Consider the following 15,710-nt stretch of genomic DNA (forward strand, 5'->3'; position numbering starts at 1 on the left):
GGTCAGCCGCTGGGACCGGACGGTCGCGGGGGCGGCAGGGCGGCGTGGCGCAGGTGGGCGAGAACGGCGAGCACGCGGCGGTGGCCGTCGTCCACCTCGGCCAGGCCGAGCTTGATCAGCAGGTGGCGCACGTGCCCTTCGACGGTGCGTTCGCTGACGACCAGCCGCCGGGCGATGGCGGTGTTGTTGAGACCCTCGGCCATGAGCGCGAGCACGTCCCGCTCGCGGGCCGACAGCCCGGCCACCGGGTCCGCCGTGCCCTGCGCCGCGAGCAGCGTGCCGACGACGTGCGGATCCAGCGCCGAGCCACCGGCGGCCACCCGGCCGGCGGCCGCGAGGAACTCGCCCACGTTGAGGACCCGGTCCTTGAGGAGGTAGCCGAACCCGCCGAGCGCGACCAGCCCGGTGGCGTACCGGGCCTCCACGTGCTGGGACAGCACGAGGACGCCCACCTCCGGATGGGCGTCCTTCACCTCGCGGGCGGCCCGGGCGCCCTCGTCGGTGAAGGACGGCGGCATCCGGATGTCGAGCACCACGAGGTCGGGCGCGTGCCCGGCGACCGCGGCGAGCACTCCGGTCGCGTCCCCGAGGGCGGCGACGACGGTGTGCTCATGGTCCTCGAACAGGCGGACGAGGCCCTCCCGGAGGAGCACCTGGTCCTCGACGATCACGACGCGCACGGCAGCCTTACCGTCAGCGTCGTGCCCGCGCCGGCCGGGCTTTCGAGCCGCAGCCGCCCGCCGAGCGCCCCCACCCGGTCGGCCAGGCCGCGCAGGCCCGACCCGGCGCCCGGCTCCGCGCCCCCGACGCCGTCGTCCCGCACGCTCAGCACCAGCTCCCCGTCCTCCCGGTCCGCCCGCAGCTCCACCGTGTTGGCGACCGCGTGCTTCACCACGTTCGTCAGCGCCTCCGCGGCGACGTAGTAGGCCGCGGCGACGACGGCGTCCGGCAGCGGGCCGGGCGCGGCCGCCACCCGCACGGGCAGCGGCGTCCGGCCGGCCAGCTCGCGCAGCGCCAGCTCCAGCCCGTCGTCGAGCCGGGCCGGGCGGATGCCGTGCGCCAGCTCGCGCAGGTCCTGGATCGCGCCGCCGATCTCGGTGACGACGGTCTCGAGGTCGCTGGCCGCTGGCTGGTCGCCGAGCTGGTGCTGCACATGCCGCAGCGCGAGTCCCGCGCTGACCAGCCGCTGCTGCGCCCCGTCGTGCAGGTCGCGCCCCAGCCGGCGGCGCTCGTCGTGCGCCGCCGCGACGATCCGGGCGCGCGAGGCCTCCACCTCGGCGAGCCGGTGGCGCACCTCGGCTTGGAGCCGGGCGATCTCGATCGCCAGCCCGGCCCGGGACAGCACATCGGCCAGCGGTTCGCCCTCCGGCACCGCGTGCGTCACCTCTGCGAGCGCGACCCCCGAGCGCTCGACCAGCGTCCGGACGCGGCCGTCGACGCTGGAGCCGTCGGTGCTGGGCCGGTCGGCGCTGGGACCGTCGACGCTCGGCCGGTCGGCGCTGGGACCGTCAACGCTGGCGGGTGGGGATTGGCCGGGCAACAGCAGCCGCAACGTCAGCGCGGGGTCACGGAGCACGTCGCGCAGCAGCCCTTCCAGCTCGTCCGCCGAGGCCCGGCCGGCGCGCAGGTCCTCCAGATAGGCGTCGACCCGGGCCAGCGCATGGTGCCGCGCGCGCCGGAACGCCCGGTCGACGCCGTCCTGCACCCTTCGCCGTAGTGGCAGGACGACGGCCGCGGCGGCGATCGTCGCGCCCGCGGTCACCCAGGCCGAGCCGCCGCCGAGCAGGGCGCCGAGCACGAGGGCGGTGACGCCCCAGGCAACGGCCAGCAGCGCGGTCAGCGCCGCGTAGGCGATCGTCCGGGCGATCAGGACGTCGACGTCGTACAGCCGGTAGCGCAGGATCGCCACACAGATCGTGACCGGCAGCAGCGGCACCAGCAGCGTGATCGCGACCTGCACGACGACGTTGCTGTGGTAGCTCACCGCCGCGGCGGGGCCGACCACCGCGAGCAGGCAGGCGAACCAGAAGATCAGCTTGAGCTGCTGGCGCTCCATGCCTCCGGCCCGTCGGAACCGGCCCACCAGCGAGGCGATCGAGAGCACGATCGACGCCGCGAACGCGAGCTCGCCGATGTGGAAAAGGATGTCGAACCCGTCGACGGCGTACGGGTTGCCGTCTGTGGTGAAGGCGTACGAGTCGTCGTTCGCGTGCGACAGCGCCGCCCCGAGCACGAGCGTCGCGGTGGCTCCGATCGTGAAGGGCGGCAGCCACCGCCACCGGCGGCCCGCCGCGCGCCCGTCCGGGAACAGCGCGAGCAGCGTGGCGGTGCTGCCCGCGCCGACCGGCGACCCCCAGGCCGCGCCCCACTGCACGCTGAGCGCGCCCGGCCAGGTGTCGTGGTAGCCGTATCCCTCCAGCAGTTCGACCAGGGCCCCCACCAGGCCGAGACCGGCCAGCAGCAATCCGACCCGGTGCCGCGGCAGCCGCATCCGGATGAGCAGGCCGGCCGCGCCGAGCGCGACCGCGTTGAGCGGGTAGAGCGCCGTGTCGATGACGGGCTCCCGACCGGCCGAGAGCGGTACCGAGGCGACGGCGACCGCGCAGGTCAGCACCAGCAGCGCCACCGGGAGCGGGTGCGCGCGGACGTCGTGACCGGTCACGGGGTGATCGTCGCGTGCCGCCCCGGCCGGTGACAACAGTGCCAGCACCTGTCGCGGGTCAGGTGGCGGCGCGGCTGCGGTGAGCCACCCCGGCGCGGCAGCCTCGACGTCATTCCGACGACCCACCAGGAGGTGGACGATGACCGGCAGTTACGACGTCACGACCCGTGTGGCCACCAGACCGCTACCGATCCCGGCCCGGGCGGCCGGCCCACGGTTCCCGCGCCTGTTCGGCGCGCTCTGCGCGGCCGGCGGGCTGATCGCGGTGGCGGGCGCGGCCTGGAGCGCCGCCCGAACCTCGCCCGTGTCCACGGACGAGGTCAGCTGGCCTTACGGCCCGGGCCTGTTCCAGGGCCTCGAGGTGGTCTGGACGCTCACGCACGTCCTGACGTTCCTCGGCGCCCTCGCCCTCGCCCGGTCCGGCCTCGCCGGCCGCGGCCGCGCCGCCCGGGCCGGCAACCCGGTCATGCTGGTGGGGATGGCGCTGTTCGTGCCGTGCGAGCTGGCGTTCATCCCGTTCGCCCACGCGGAGGTGGACGACTCAGGCTTCGTCCTGGTCGGCACCCTGATCGGGGTCGCCTCGATGATCGCCGGGCTCGGGTTCACGCTGACCGGTATAGGCGTGCTGCGCGAGCGCGCCCTGCGCGGCGCCGGCCGGTTCGTCCCGCTGCTGTGCGGCGTGTTCGTGTTCGTCGGCCTCACCCCGCTGGTCATGGCCGGCGGCGACGTCTTCTTCCTGGGCATCGGCGGCTGGAACGTGCTCCTGGCCCTGCTCGGCGTGGTGATCGCGCGCACCGCCACCGCCCAGGAATGAACGGGCAAGCACCTGGCCAGTGCAACGCGTGGTGCCATCTCAACAAACGCGTGGCGCCATCTCAACAAACGTCAGCCCCGCCAGCCGCACCCGCAGACCAAGATCTTTAAGAAGTGGCGCGACCCCAGGCATCAGGCAACGTCTGCCCGGTCGACGGCCTGGCAGAGCGGCACCCCCGCCACCCCTCTCCCGGTGTCGTGGCAGACGCCCGAGGGATCCCGGACGCGCTGTCAGACATCAGAGTCACGAAACGATGCCGGTCGCGGTTCTGATGTCTGACACGATTCCCCGTGACGTCGGACAAGACGAGCGCGCGGCCGCACGCGGGCACGTCCCACCCCTCCGCCCCCGGCGAACCCCCGTCACGCGGCCCACCCTAGAGTTCGGCGCCGCTCGGGCCGGTGCCGAGGCGGACCCCGCCGTGCCAGGCCGGCTGCTCCGCCACCGGCCGCCTCCGCGATTGCGGGTCGCCAGGGGCGGCTCCCTGCCTACGCCTCGGGCCGGCCGGCCGGCGCGCCAAGCCCGCCGCCTCTGGACACGAGCCGATGACCATCAGATGTGCGACTCTTCCAGACATGACTATCGGGTTAGAGTCGACCGCGCCGCGTATATGTCCGTTGTGTGAGGCAACCTGCGGGCTGGAGCTGCGGGTGGCCGACGGTCGGGTGGTCGGCGCGCGCGGCGACGCGGCCCACGTGTTCAGCAGGGGCTACATCTGCCCGAAGGGTGCCTCGCTGCCGCAGTTGCTCAACGACCCGGATCGGCTGCGCCGCCCGCTGGTCCGCGACACCGCCGGTGGCGGGCGCGGCCGGCACGGCGAGGCCGGCTGGCGCGAGGTCGACTGGGACGAGGCGTTCGAGACCGTGCGCGCGGGCCTGCGCCGGGTCGTCGACGCGCACGGCCGGGACGCCGTCGGCCTGTACGTCGGCAACCCGAACGCGCACACGATGTCCGGCTCCCAGCACCTCCCGGCGTTCAGCCGCGCCCTGGGCAGCCGCTGGCGGTTCAGCGCGACGACGGTCGACCAGATGCCGATGCACGTCGCCTGCGGGTTTGTCTTCGGGCATCCCTCACTGATCCCGGTGCCCGACCTGGACCGCGCCGACTACCTGCTGATGCTCGGCGCGAACCCCGCCGTCTCCAATGGCAGCCTGTGCACCGCGCCCGACTTCCCCGGCCGGCTCGCCGGGATCCGGGACCGCGGTGGCAAGGTGGTCGTCGTCGACCCGCGCAGGACCCGCACCGCCGCCCTCGCCGACGAGCACCTGCCGATCCGGCCGGGCACGGACGCGCTGTGGCTGTTCGCGCTCGTCAACCACCTGGCCGCGGCCGGCCTGGTCAGCCTGGGCCCCGCCGCCGAGCACCTCGCCGGCGTCGAGCGCGTCGTCGAGCTGGCCGCGCCGTTCACCCCGGAGGCGGTCGCGCCGGCCTGCGGGGTGCCCGCCGAGACGACCCGGCGGATCGCCGCCGAGCTCGCCGCGGCGCCGAGGGCCGCCGTCTACGGCCGGATGGGGACGACGACGGTCGCGTTCGGCGCGCTGACGAGCTGGCTCACGATCGTCCTGAACGCGCTGACCGGCAACCTCGACGCCGCCGGCGGGGCGATGTTCGGCCGCGGCGCCCACGGCCGCGCCGACCGGCCACCGGTGGACGGCCGCGCCCGCGGGCGCGGGTGGACCACCGGGCGGTGGCACACCCGGGTCCGCGGGCTGCCGGAGGTAATGGGCGAGTTCCCCGCCGCGGCCATGGCCGAGGAGATCGACACCCCCGGCGAGGGCCAGCTGCGGGCCCTGGTCACCGTCGCCGGCAACCCCGTGCTGTCCACCCCGGACGCGCGGCGGCTGTCGGCGGCGCTCGACACGCTCGAGTTCATGGTGAGCGTCGACCCGTACCTGAACGAGACGTCGCGCCACGCCGACGTCATCCTGCCGCCCACCGACCCGGCCCGGGTCGGGCACTACGACTTCATGCTCGGGGCGCTGGCCGTGCGCACGGTGGCCAGCTACTCCCCACCGGTCCTGCCGCCCGACCCCGGCGGGCTGGCCGAGCACGACATCCTGGCCCGGCTGACGCTGATCGCGCTCGGCGAGCCGGCCGACGCCGACGTGTCGGTCGTGCACGAGACGCTGCTCGACGAGGCGCTGCGCCGGGCGGTGGCCGAGCCGGGCTCGCCGGTCGCCGGCCGCGACCCCGCCGAGCTGCGCGCGCTCGTCGACGGCGAGTCCGCGCCGGAGCGCCTGCTGGACGTGGCCCTGCGCACGGGCTACTTCGGCGACGGGTTCGGTGCCCGGCCGGACGGGCTGCGGCTCGCCCGGCTGCTGGCCAGCCCGCACGGGGTGGACCTCGGGGCGCTGACCCCGCGGCTCCCGGCGCTGCTGCGCACCGCGAGCGGGAAGGTCGAGCTCGCCCCGGAGCCGCTCGTGGCGGACGTCGCGCGGCTGCGCGCCACGCTCGACGCCGCGGCCGGCGCGGGCGCCGACGAGGGCCTGGTGCTGATCGGCCGGCGCCACCCGCGTACCAACAACAGCTGGCTGCACAACGTCCCGGCGATGGTGAAGGGCCGGGAGCGCTGCACCCTGCTCGTGCACCCGGACGACGCGGCCCGCCACGGCGTCGCCGACGGCGGCCGGACCCGGCTGGCGTCCGCGACGGGAACGCTCGAGGTCCAGGTCGAGGTGAGCGACGAGGTGATGGCGGGTGTCGTCTGCCTCCCGCACGGCTGGGGCCACGGCCTGGCCGGCACCCGGATGTCGGTCGCCGCCGCGCACCCCGGTGTGAACACGAACATCCTCACCGACGCGTCCCAGCTCGACCCGCTGTCCGGCAACGCCGTCCTCAACGGCATCCCGGTCCGGTTGTCCCCCGTCGACTGACGCCTGGGCAACCGGCCTACGCGTCCTCGCGGGTCTGGTCTCCAGACCCGCGAGGCCGCGGCCCCGCCGCTGCCACTGCCGCGGCCGCGAGGGCTTCGGCCGTCGCCGGGTCGACCGGAAGGAACGCCTCCAGCTTCAGCTCGGCGAGGGTGACGTCGACGGCGGTCGCGAAGGTCGTCACGGTCGTCATCAGGTGCAGCTCCCCGCGCGAGGACGCGAGGCGCAGCGGCACCGCGAAACCGAGCTGCCCGTCGGACGGCGCCAAATCGGGGACGTATTCCGCGAGCTCGGCGCGCAGCTCCGCCAGGTGACCGATGCGCGCCAGGATGTGCCGAGCCCACTCGGCGAAGTTGCGGATCCGGGGCGCGAGGCCGTCTGGGTGCAGCGCGAGGCGGTAGACGTTCGTACCCGGCCCGACGAGCTCGGGCGCCGCGCCCTCGGTGATCAGGGCCAGCGCGGCGTTCGCGGCGACGAGGTCGCCGTCGCGGTCCACGACCAGCGCCGGATACGGCAGGTGCCCACGCAGGATGTGGTCGATCGCGGCGCGGACCGGCGCCAGCGCCGGGCCGTCGAGCGAGCTGTGCGGGTAGACCGGGGCGTACCCAGCCGCCAAGAGCAGCTCGTTGCGCTCCCGCAGCGGCAGGTCGAGCGACTCGGCGAGCCGCACCACCATGTCCCGGCCGGGGACGGACCTGCCGGACTCGAGGAAGCTGAGGTGCCGCTGGGTGGTGCCCGCCCGCAGCGCCAGGTCGAGCTGGCTGACGCGGCGGCGGGTGCGGCGCTCGCGCAGCGCCAGGGGGAAGTCCACCCACCGGTTTCTAACCGCGACCGCGGTTCTCGGCCATTCCCTGGCGGGAATTGCCGCGCCCCACACCACGCATGATCCTCACCGGCATGGACATCGGTGTACTGATCCCGACCGGAGCCGCCCAGTGGGGCGCGGCCGGCGACCCCCGGGAGCTGGTCGCGTTCGGCCGCCGGGCCGAACGCTCGGGCTTCTCCTCGCTCTTCGTCAACGACACCCTGGTCAGCCCGCGCATCGAGGCGCTGACGATGCTGGCCGCGCTCGCCCCGGCCACCGAGACCGCCGTCCTGGGCACGGGCGCGCTGCTGCCGTTCCTGCGCCGGCCCCTCCAGGCCGCGCAGGCCCTCGCGTCGGTCGACCTGCTCGCCGGAGGCCGGCTCGTCGTGGCGGTCGGCGCGGGCTTCCCCGGCCGTTTCGGGCAGCCCCTGTACGCGCTGTCCGAGGTGCCGTGGGAACGGCGCTTCGCGCGGCTGGACGAGACGGTCGCGCTGTGGCGGGCCCTGTGGACCGGCGCCGGCTCCTTCCACGGCGAGATCCTCAGGTTCGCCGACCTCCCGCCCATGACCAGGCCGTTTCACGCTGGCGGCCCGCCGATCTGGCTGGGCGGCGCGACCCCGGCGGCGCTCGCCCGCGCCGGCCGTTGGTACGACGGGTGGCTGCCCTACCCGCCCGACCCGGCCGACTACGCCTCCGGGCTCGGCGAGATCCGCGACGCGGCCGCCGACGCCGGTCGCGCGGCGGCGGACGTCACGCCAGCGCTGTTCGTCTCGGCCCGGGTCGACGAGGACACCGAGCGCGGCCGCCAGGCCCTGGACGCCTATGCGCGGGCGACCTACGGCATGCCGCTGGCGGACCTGGAGAAGATCCAGGCGGTGGTCACCGGCTCCGCCGACCAGGTCCTCGCGGGCCTGCTGCGATATGTCGCCGCCGGCGCGCGGCACGTCGTCGTCCGCCTCGGCGCCCTGGACCCGCGGTCCCAGAACGAGCAGCTCGACCGGCTCGCCGCCCTGATCCCGGCCCTGCGGGCATCGGCGGGACCCGCCCTCACCCCAGGTACCCGTGCTGGGCAACCCTCGGTTCCCACGAGCGCCAGCCAGACCTGGTGATCTCCTCGATCGCGGAGGTCGCGGGGGCGCTGGTCAGACGGTGACGACGGCCAGTGCCTCCCGCAGGTCCCGCCGGGTGCTCACCCCGAGCTTGGCGTAGACGCTGCTCAGATGGTTGTCGACCGTTCGCGCCGACAGCCCCAGCGCCTTCGCGATGTCCTTGCTGGGCCGCCCGGCCGAGGCGAGCAGCGCGATCTCCCACTCCCGCGGCGTGAGCTGGGCGGGCCCGGCGGCGAAGGCCAGCAGCGGGGTGCGCATCCCCGGGCAGCGGCTCGCCGGGTCCTCGGCCCGCCGGCGGGCGCGCGCCGCGGCTCCGCGCCGCCCGCCCCGGTCGTGGAAGGCCGCCGCCGCGGTCGCCGCCTCGGCGGCCAGCAGGTCCGCGCCGAGCTCCTCCAGCTCGTCGGCCACCGCGAGCAGCCGCGCGGGGGCGCGGGCCGCCAGCGCGCCGGCCAGCTCCGCCCGGGCGGCGGCCAGCCGGTCCCCCGCGATCCGGGCGATCTCGGCCAGCCGGGCGGCGGCCGCCCGGGCGCCCCCGAGCCTGGCGAGCTCGGTCAGCAGCAGGCCCTCGCAGCTGAGATGACCGGTGTCGCGGGCTCGGCCCGCGCTCTCCAGCAGGATCTCCCGGGCCAGCGCGAGATGCCCCCGGGCGACCTGTGACCAGGCCTCACCGAGGCGGTCCTCGCCGGCGAGGAACCCCAGCGGCCGATGCGCCGCGGCGCGCCCGCGCGCCTCGTCGGCGGCGGCCAGGTCACCCAGCGCGGCCGCGGACGCCGTCAGCCCGATCAGGGCCAGGTGCTCCACCTGGTGATGGCGCTGGTTGCGGGCGACCGCCGCCGCCTCGGCGTACCAGCGCCGGGCCTCGGTCAGGTGCCCGGCCAGCCACTCCACCCGGCCGAGGTACAACGCTCCCCAGGCCCGCGGCGAGGCGGTGCCGGTGGGCATCATCGCGTCGACGCACGCCTGTCCCAACGCCCGGGCCTCGGTAAGCCGGCCGCACTCGCCCAGCGCGAACACGGCCGTCAGCCTGGTCGTCACCGGCTGCGAGACCAGCTCGGCCGTCTCGAGGCGCCGATGGGTCTCGTAGGCGTGCTCGGCCCAGTCCATGCCCTCCGCCGCGCGGCCCGTCGCCGCCAGCGCCATCCCCGCCGCGGTCGCGCCATGCAGCCAGGCGTTGACGTCCGCGAGCTCGCGGTGGTCACGGGGCAGGTGCTCGCCCAGCAGCGCGAGCCCGCGGGTGGGCTCGCCGGACAGCGCGCGCACGGTCCCCTCGGTGACCTGAACGACCCGCAGCGAGGCGGGATCGGTGATCCGCGCCCGTCCTTCGGCGTTCGCGGCCAGGGCGAGGTCCGCCCGGCCCGCTCCCCACAGCAACGACGTCGCCCGCGCCACGGTCAGCAGCAGCACCTCGCCCTCGTCGGCGCTCGCGGCGGCGAGGTCGCCGAGCAGCTCGTCCGCGCGTTCCCACTCCCCGAAGTCGGCGAGCGTCAGCGCCAGCATGCCCCGGGTCGCGGCGGTGTGCGCGCTCGCCGGCAGCGCCTCCAGCAGTGACCGGACCCGCTGGAAGTCGCCGGCGTGCTGCGCCTGGCTCGCCGCCCGGGCCAGCAGGGCCGGGTCGGCGGTGCCGGTGGCGGCGAGCCGCCACGTCGCGACGTGCAGCGCGTCGTCACGGCGCCGCGCCCCGTGCGCCTCCACGCGGTCGATCTGCCTGCCCAGCAGCATCCGGGCCCGTAGCTCGCCGATCCGCCCGCGCAGGATCTCGTCGTAGATCGGATGCGTCAGGGTCACCAGGGTGCGCCGCCCGTCGGCGACGAACCGGATCAGGTCGGCACCGACGAGTTCCGACAGCGCGTGGTCCTGGCCCGCGGCGCGCAGGTCCGCCTCCGGCAGCGGGCCGCACAGGGCCAGCGTGTCGAGCACCTCCAGGCCGGCGGCGCCCGCCATCCCGAGGTGGGTGTCGATGAGCTCGGTCAGCGCGGCCGTCCCGACCGGCCGTCCCTCACCGGCGGGATCCTCGCTGAGATGCCAGACCTCGCCGTCACCGGCGAGCGTCCCGGCCCGCAGGTGGCCATGCACCAGTTCCCGTAGGTACAGGGGGTTCCCACCGGACGCCTGGTAGAGCACGCCCAGGGCGCGGCGGCTGGCCGGCCCGCCCAGCACGGCCCGCAGCAGCCCGTCGACGGCCTCCTGGTCCAGCTCGGTCAGCTCCGCGAGCCGCAGCAGCGGCGTCGCCAGCAGCGCCGTGACCTCGTCGCCGACAGGCTCACCGGCGCGCACCGTCACGATCAGCCGGATCGCCTCGGCGTCGAGCAGGTCCCGGAGCAGCCGCGCCGAGGTCGCGTCGAGCAGGTGCAGGTCGTCGACCAGCACCATGCGGGCGCCCTGGTCCGGCCGGGCGAGTTCGGCGACGATGGCCGCGAGATCGCCGGCCGACCCGGCCGGTCGGGACGGGTCGGCCGGACGCGACGGGTCGGCCGGACGCGACGGGTCGGCCGGACGCGACGGGTCGGCCGGGGCCGCGGCGGCGGGCAGCAGGTGGGCGATCGCGCCCAGGGGCAGGGCGCTCGCCCCCGCGCTGGCCGTGGCCCGCGCGACGCGCATCCCCGCCCGGGCCGCTCGGGCCAGGCACTCCTCAGCCAGCCGGGACTTCCCCACCCCGGCGGCCCCACGGATGACGTAGCCGCGAGCACGCGGGTCGGCCAGCACCGCGTCGAAGTCGGCCAGCTCCCGGTCCCGTCCCACCAAGACCCGCCAGTTCGCCCTGGTCTGCATCCGCGCTTCCGCCACTGCCCCCACCACTCATCCGACTGCCTGCCGACCCGGCCTCCGCGCCGCCTGGCGGCCCGTCTCCCGGCGCCCCAGGCGGGTCTTCTGGCCGCCGCGCGCTGCCCCCGACGACCGGGACTGGCCGTCACCTCGTCACGTGGGCGGCCGGCGGCCCCAGCCCGGCGCCCCCGGCCGGACGGTCCTCGGTCCGCGAGTTCCTCACCTCGCCCAGCGCGCGGGTCAGCTCCGCGCGGCTACGGACGCCGAGCTTGCGGTAGGCCCGCTGCAGGTGGTTCTCGACCGTGCGAACCGACAGGGTCAGCACCTGGGCGACCTGGCGGGCCGACCGGCCGGACGCCGCCAGCTCGGCGACCTGGCGTTCCCGCTCACTGAGCGCCCCGGCCGGCTCCATGCCGGCCAGCCGCGGGAAACGCGCTCCCTCGCAGGCCGCGGCGTGCTCGCGCGCGCGCAGCGCCGCCGCGGTCGCCGCCCGCGGCTCGCCGGCTCGGCGCAACGCCGCCGCCGCCGCGCTCGCCGCCTCAGCGGCCAGCAGGTCCGCCCCGGTCCCCGCCAGCTCCCGGGCCGCAGCCAGGAGGAAGTCCGGGTCGTCGGCCGCGAGCCCCGCCGCCAGGCGCGCTCTGGCGGCCACCAGCGTGCCCTCGCACTGGGCGGCCAGCGCCGACAGGCGCTCGGCCACGCCGCCCGCTCCGCCGAGCCGGGCGACGTCGGTGAGCAGCAACGCCTCCGAGGCCAGGTGCCCGGCGTCCCGGGCCAGCCGGGCACCGGCCAGCAGCGCGGCGCGCGCCTGGCCGAGCCGGTTCCGGTACGCCAGCGCCCAGGCCGGTCCGAGCCGCTCCTCGCCCGGCCAGAACCCCACCGCCGGGTACCGCGCCGCGCGCGCCGACGCGTCGTCGGCGGCGGTGACGTCGCCCAGCAGCGCGGCGGCCGCGGCCAGCCCGTCCAACGCGAGCCGCAGCGGCACCGCCGCCCCACGGCGGCGGGCGATCGCCTGTGCCTCGCCGTACCAGCGCCGGGCGCTCACCGGATGCCCGGCGAGCAGCTCCACCCGGCCGAGGAACAGCGCCGCCAGCTCCGACTGGCTCCACATCCGGCTGGCCGTGAGCTCGTCGAAGGCCTGTCGGCCCACCGTCCGCGCCTCGGTCAGCCGGCCGGCCTCGGCCAGCGCGACCGCGCGGGCGGGCAGGCACGCGGCAGGCCACCGCCACGCCCCGGACCGGGCACCCACCCGCGTGTGCAGCTCGTGGACGTGCTCCGCCCAGCTCGTGCCCTCGACGGACCTGCCGGCCGCGGCCAGACCGATGGCACGCGCGTTCGCGCCGAGCAGCCACCCGTCGACGTCGGCCACGGCGACCGGCCGCCGCGCGTCGTCGCCGGTCCAGCGGTGCCCGCCGCGCTCGTCGGGCCGGCCGCTCGCGGGCGGGTCGGCCGGTCGGCCGTCGGGCAGGTGCCGGGCCAGCATCCGCAGCCCGCCGGGCAGGTCATCGGACAGCACCCGCACCGTCGCCTCGCGGATTTCCAGCGCCCGGCCGGTCTCCTGACTGGTCAGGCCGTCCCGAGCGGCGTCGATGACCGCCAGCGCCGCGTCGGCGCGGCCGTCGAACCAGTACAGGCTGAGCCCCTTCGTCGCCGTCACCGCCAGCCGTTCCCGTTCGTCGGCGGCCTGCTCGTCGGCGCGGCGCAGCGCCGTCTCCGCCTCCGCGCCCTCGCCGACCTCGCGCAGCGCCGTGCGCAGCGCGAGCCAGCTCGCCGGGCGGTGCCACCGCTCGGGCACGGCGCGCAGCAGCTCCACGGCCTGCTGCTGGTCGTTCGCCGCGTGGGCGGCCGCGGCGGCGGTGAGCAACAGCTCGGGCTCCGCCTGGCCGTTCGCCCGCAGCCGCCACAGGGCCAGGTCACGCTGGTCGTCGACGCGACGCGCGCCGAACCTCTCGAGCCGGCCGACCTCGTCGAGGAGCACCGCCCGGCGCCGCTCCGGTCGTATCCGGGCCGCGAGCAGCTGCCCGACCTGGGGCCGGGCCAGCCGCACCGACACCCGGCGGCCGTCGGGGACCGCCCGGATCAGTCCCGACTCCTCCAGCCGCAGCAGCGCCGCCATCCCGGCGATCGCCTCCGCGTGCCCCAGCGACAGCACCCGGCACAGCGCCAGCGCCTCCAGCAGGGCCAGGTCGTCACCCACCACCGCGGCGAGCTGGGTGTCGAGGATCGCGGTGAGCCGCGCCGTGCGGGGAAGCGCGCCCTCGGCGAGCCCCCACACCGCGCCGTCGCGGGTCAGCAGCCCGTCGGCCAGCGCGTCGTCGACCAGTTCCCGGAGATCGATCGGGAGCCCGGCCGAGGCGGCGGCCAGCGCGCGGACGGTGTCGTGGCGCACCGGTCCGCCGAGCACCTCGCGCAGCAGGGCGCCGACCTGATCGACGCGCAGGCCGGTCAGCTCCACCCGCCACAGCAGGTGGTCGCCGACCAGTCCCGTCGCCGCGGCACCGATCGGCGCGTCGGCGCGCAGCGTCGCCACCAACCGGACGATCCCGGCGTCCACGAGCTGCCGGCACAGCAGCGCCGCCGCCGCGTCCAGCAGCTGCAGGTCCTCGACGAACAGGAGTCGCCGGCGCTCCGGAGCGGCGGGCCCGGCCAGTGCCCGCGCCACCGTCGCGAACGCCCCCGCGGGATCCGCCAGCGTGGACGGCGCGACGTCGGCGGGGAGCAGGTCGGCGAACGCCTCGAGCGGTGTCGCCGCCGTGCTCGCCGTCACCCACCAGGTGACGGCGGCGGGGTCCGTCGCCACCCTGGCGCGCAGCTCCTCGGCGAGGCGCGAGGTCCCGGCCCCCGACGGGCCGCTGATCACCACTCCGCGGCAGTGCTGGTCCGCCAGCGCCGCCTCGCACAGCGCCATCTCCTCGTCCCTGCCGACCAACGGCCACCGCGGGCGTGCCGCCATCGTGTCGCCCTCTCGACTCAGCTGACCGACCAGGTTGTCCGCGCTCCGCCCCAGGCGACCCGACGGCGCACCAGGCGTGACTCCTTTCGATCACGATGCGTCGGGGAGCGACAGTTCGACGCCTTCCCGTGATACGTCACCTGGCTGACATCCAGCGGTCGCCCGTGAAAACACGGTGTTGCGACTCGACAAGTGCTCACCGGACCCGTGGGCCGGCACCGGGATGAGTAGGAATTGCTCACGCCCGCGCGGCCCGGCCCAAGGCACGATCGCGGTGTCAGTCCCGATGCCGCGCCGGTGATGGCCGGACTCGCCTCCAGGCATGGATGCCCGGACGCGGCGGGCGCCCGCGGAGATCGCGAGCGCGGGACCCGAACCAGCGCCGTGCCGGCGTGGACCGGCCTCCCGCGCGTCCCCGGTCACCGCACCCTGGAGTCCCACCGTGCAGGAACCCGCCGTCTCAACCGTCCCCGTCCCGAGCGTCCCCGTCCCGAGCGTCTCCGCCTCAGCCGTCCCCGTCCCAGCCGCTCGCGTCCCGGCCGTCCCCGTCCCCGCCGTTCACGACGCCGGCCCGCCCGGGACGCCGAACCCGCCCGGACGCGGCCCGCGGCCGGGCCCGGTTCCCGACCTGGCCCGGTTGCGTTCCGCGTCCCGGGCGCGGTGGCCCGTCTGGATGGCGGTTCCCGAACCGCGCCCCCTCGACGGGATCGACCCCGACCACCTCGAGCGGGTCGTCGCGACCGCCGAGCGGGCGGTCATCCGGATCGCGCCCTGGACCAGCCGATATCCGATCATGGACGGCACACAGGGGCCGGCGAGCCGCGCCGTGTTCGCGAGCCTGATGTTCGCGGCCGGGCTGCCGGACGGGCCGCTCGACCGGATCGTCGACCTCACCAGGGCCGCGCTCACCGTCGCGTGCCTGGATGACCTCGCCGACGGCGTCATCCCGGGCTACTCCTGCGCCGCGGTGGAGGCCCTGGCCCGGGACTGCGCGGCGCTCTGGGCCGGCGAGGCCGAAACCGGCCGCCGGGCCCGCGCCCGCCGGGCGGTCGGCGACGAGGAAGGCCAGGTACTGGCCGCCTACCGTGACTGCGTCGAGCGCGTCGCCGGCTACCCGGCGTACCGCTGGGCGGGGCGGCCACTCGCCCGGGCCTGGCGGCGGGCCTTCGCCAGCACCGTGCTGGAGACCCGCTGGCGCTTCGGCCTGGCCCCCACGCCCACGACCCTGGACGACTACCTGCCGGTCCGCGCCCAGTCGGTGTTCTACCCGGCCCTGTGCGCCACCGCCCTCGCGGCCAGCCATCTCCCGCCCGTCGCCGACGGCGCGGTCCGCGCCTACGAGGACGCCTGCCACCTCGCTGGGCTCGCGGTCCGGGTGGCCAACGACCTGCAGTCCGTGGAGCGGGAGCTCGCCGAGGGATCACCGAACGCGATGGCGATCCTGCTGGCCTCCGGGCACACCATGCGGCAGGCCGCGGACGAGTTGCTGGCCATCCTCGGCGCCGCCCTGGCCGACCTCACCGAAGCGCTCACGCTGCTGCCGCCCGTGCTTGCCGGGCTGGGTGACCAGCTGGCGCGGATGACCCGGTTCACCTGTGCCTGGTACCTGGCCCGCGACACCTACGGCCTCACCAGCCAGGGGCTGCGCGACCTGACGTCGCACCCGCGGCCGGACCGGCGCCCGGCCTGACACGTGCCGGTCGGCCCGGCCCGGGCCCGGGGGCACGGCCGGCCCTG

The 15,710-nt window shown here is 76.4% G+C and carries 9 protein-coding genes; 4 read left to right on the top strand and 5 right to left on the bottom strand.

The annotated features are described in order from the left end of the window. Window positions 1–2 precede the first annotated feature (2 nt). Together I6A81_RS15680 and I6A81_RS15685 are read right to left on the bottom strand one after the other, a co-directional pair. Window positions 3–680: a response regulator transcription factor gene (locus tag I6A81_RS15680; protein ID WP_203001527.1), complete on the bottom strand. Its 678-nt coding sequence runs from the start codon at window positions 678–680 to the stop codon at window positions 3–5. Continuing rightward, a complete protein-coding gene (locus tag I6A81_RS15685) occupies window positions 668–2,662 on the bottom strand; it encodes an ATP-binding protein (protein WP_203001525.1) in 1,995 nt (664 codons plus the stop codon). Before I6A81_RS15685 ends, I6A81_RS15680 begins: the two co-directional genes overlap by 13 nt. 139 nt (window positions 2,663–2,801) lie before the next feature. Here I6A81_RS15685 and I6A81_RS15690 point away from each other — a divergent pair, with 139 nt between their 5' ends. Together I6A81_RS15690 and I6A81_RS15695 are read left to right on the top strand one after the other, a co-directional pair. Then, window positions 2,802–3,476, top strand: a complete 675-nt coding sequence (locus I6A81_RS15690) for a hypothetical protein (RefSeq protein ID WP_203001523.1) — start codon at window positions 2,802–2,804, stop codon at window positions 3,474–3,476. A gap of 575 nt (window positions 3,477–4,051) precedes the next feature. Further along, window positions 4,052–6,349: a molybdopterin-dependent oxidoreductase gene (locus tag I6A81_RS15695; protein ID WP_238428578.1), complete on the top strand. Its 2,298-nt coding sequence runs from the start codon at window positions 4,052–4,054 to the stop codon at window positions 6,347–6,349. Between the two features lie 16 nt (window positions 6,350–6,365). Here the strand turns inward: I6A81_RS15695 and I6A81_RS15700 are convergent, their stop codons facing one another. Then, entirely contained in the window at window positions 6,366–7,157 is a 792-nt protein-coding gene (locus I6A81_RS15700) for an MmyB family transcriptional regulator (protein ID WP_203001519.1), read from the bottom strand. A gap of 86 nt (window positions 7,158–7,243) precedes the next feature. On the opposite strand from I6A81_RS15700, the gene I6A81_RS15705 reads away from it, so the two are divergent. After that, window positions 7,244–8,260 carry an LLM class flavin-dependent oxidoreductase gene (locus I6A81_RS15705; RefSeq protein WP_203001517.1) on the top strand — a complete coding sequence of 339 codons (1,017 nt, stop codon included), beginning with the start codon at window positions 7,244–7,246 and terminating at the stop codon, window positions 8,258–8,260. Between the two features lie 33 nt (window positions 8,261–8,293). On the opposite strand, the gene I6A81_RS15710 is transcribed toward I6A81_RS15705, so the two are convergent. Both I6A81_RS15710 and I6A81_RS15715 read right to left on the bottom strand, forming a co-directional pair. After that, entirely contained in the window at window positions 8,294–11,029 is a 2,736-nt protein-coding gene (locus I6A81_RS15710) for a helix-turn-helix transcriptional regulator (protein WP_203001515.1), read from the bottom strand. 139 nt (window positions 11,030–11,168) lie between these two features. After that, window positions 11,169–13,973, bottom strand: coding sequence for a helix-turn-helix domain-containing protein (locus I6A81_RS15715; RefSeq protein ID WP_203001513.1), 2,805 nt, complete (start codon window positions 13,971–13,973; stop codon window positions 11,169–11,171). Between the two features lie 673 nt (window positions 13,974–14,646). Between I6A81_RS15715 and I6A81_RS44890 the strand changes: the two genes are divergently transcribed. After that, a complete protein-coding gene (locus tag I6A81_RS44890) occupies window positions 14,647–15,663 on the top strand; it encodes a terpene synthase family protein (protein WP_203001511.1) in 1,017 nt (338 codons plus the stop codon). The last annotated feature ends 47 nt before the right edge of the window (window positions 15,664–15,710 follow it).

Source organism: Frankia nepalensis (assembly GCF_016786325.1).
Taxonomy (GTDB): domain Bacteria; phylum Actinomycetota; class Actinomycetes; order Frankiales; family Frankiaceae; genus Pseudofrankia; species Pseudofrankia nepalensis.

Bases quoted from the DNA above. Each gene is read 5' to 3' on its own strand.
- I6A81_RS44890 (WP_203001511.1), top strand. From the start codon at position 14,647: ATGGCGGTTCCCGAACCGCGCCCCCTCGACGGGATCGACCCCGACCAC.
- I6A81_RS15710 (WP_203001515.1), bottom strand. From the start codon at position 11,029: ATGCAGACCAGGGCGAACTGGCGGGTCTTGGTGGGACGGGACCGGGAG.
- I6A81_RS15695 (WP_238428578.1), top strand. From the start codon at position 4,052: ATGACTATCGGGTTAGAGTCGACCGCGCCGCGTATATGTCCGTTGTGT.
- I6A81_RS15690 (WP_203001523.1), top strand. From the start codon at position 2,802: ATGACCGGCAGTTACGACGTCACGACCCGTGTGGCCACCAGACCGCTA.
- I6A81_RS15705 (WP_203001517.1), top strand. From the start codon at position 7,244: ATGGACATCGGTGTACTGATCCCGACCGGAGCCGCCCAGTGGGGCGCG.
- I6A81_RS15715 (WP_203001513.1), bottom strand. From the start codon at position 13,973: ATGGCGGCACGCCCGCGGTGGCCGTTGGTCGGCAGGGACGAGGAGATG.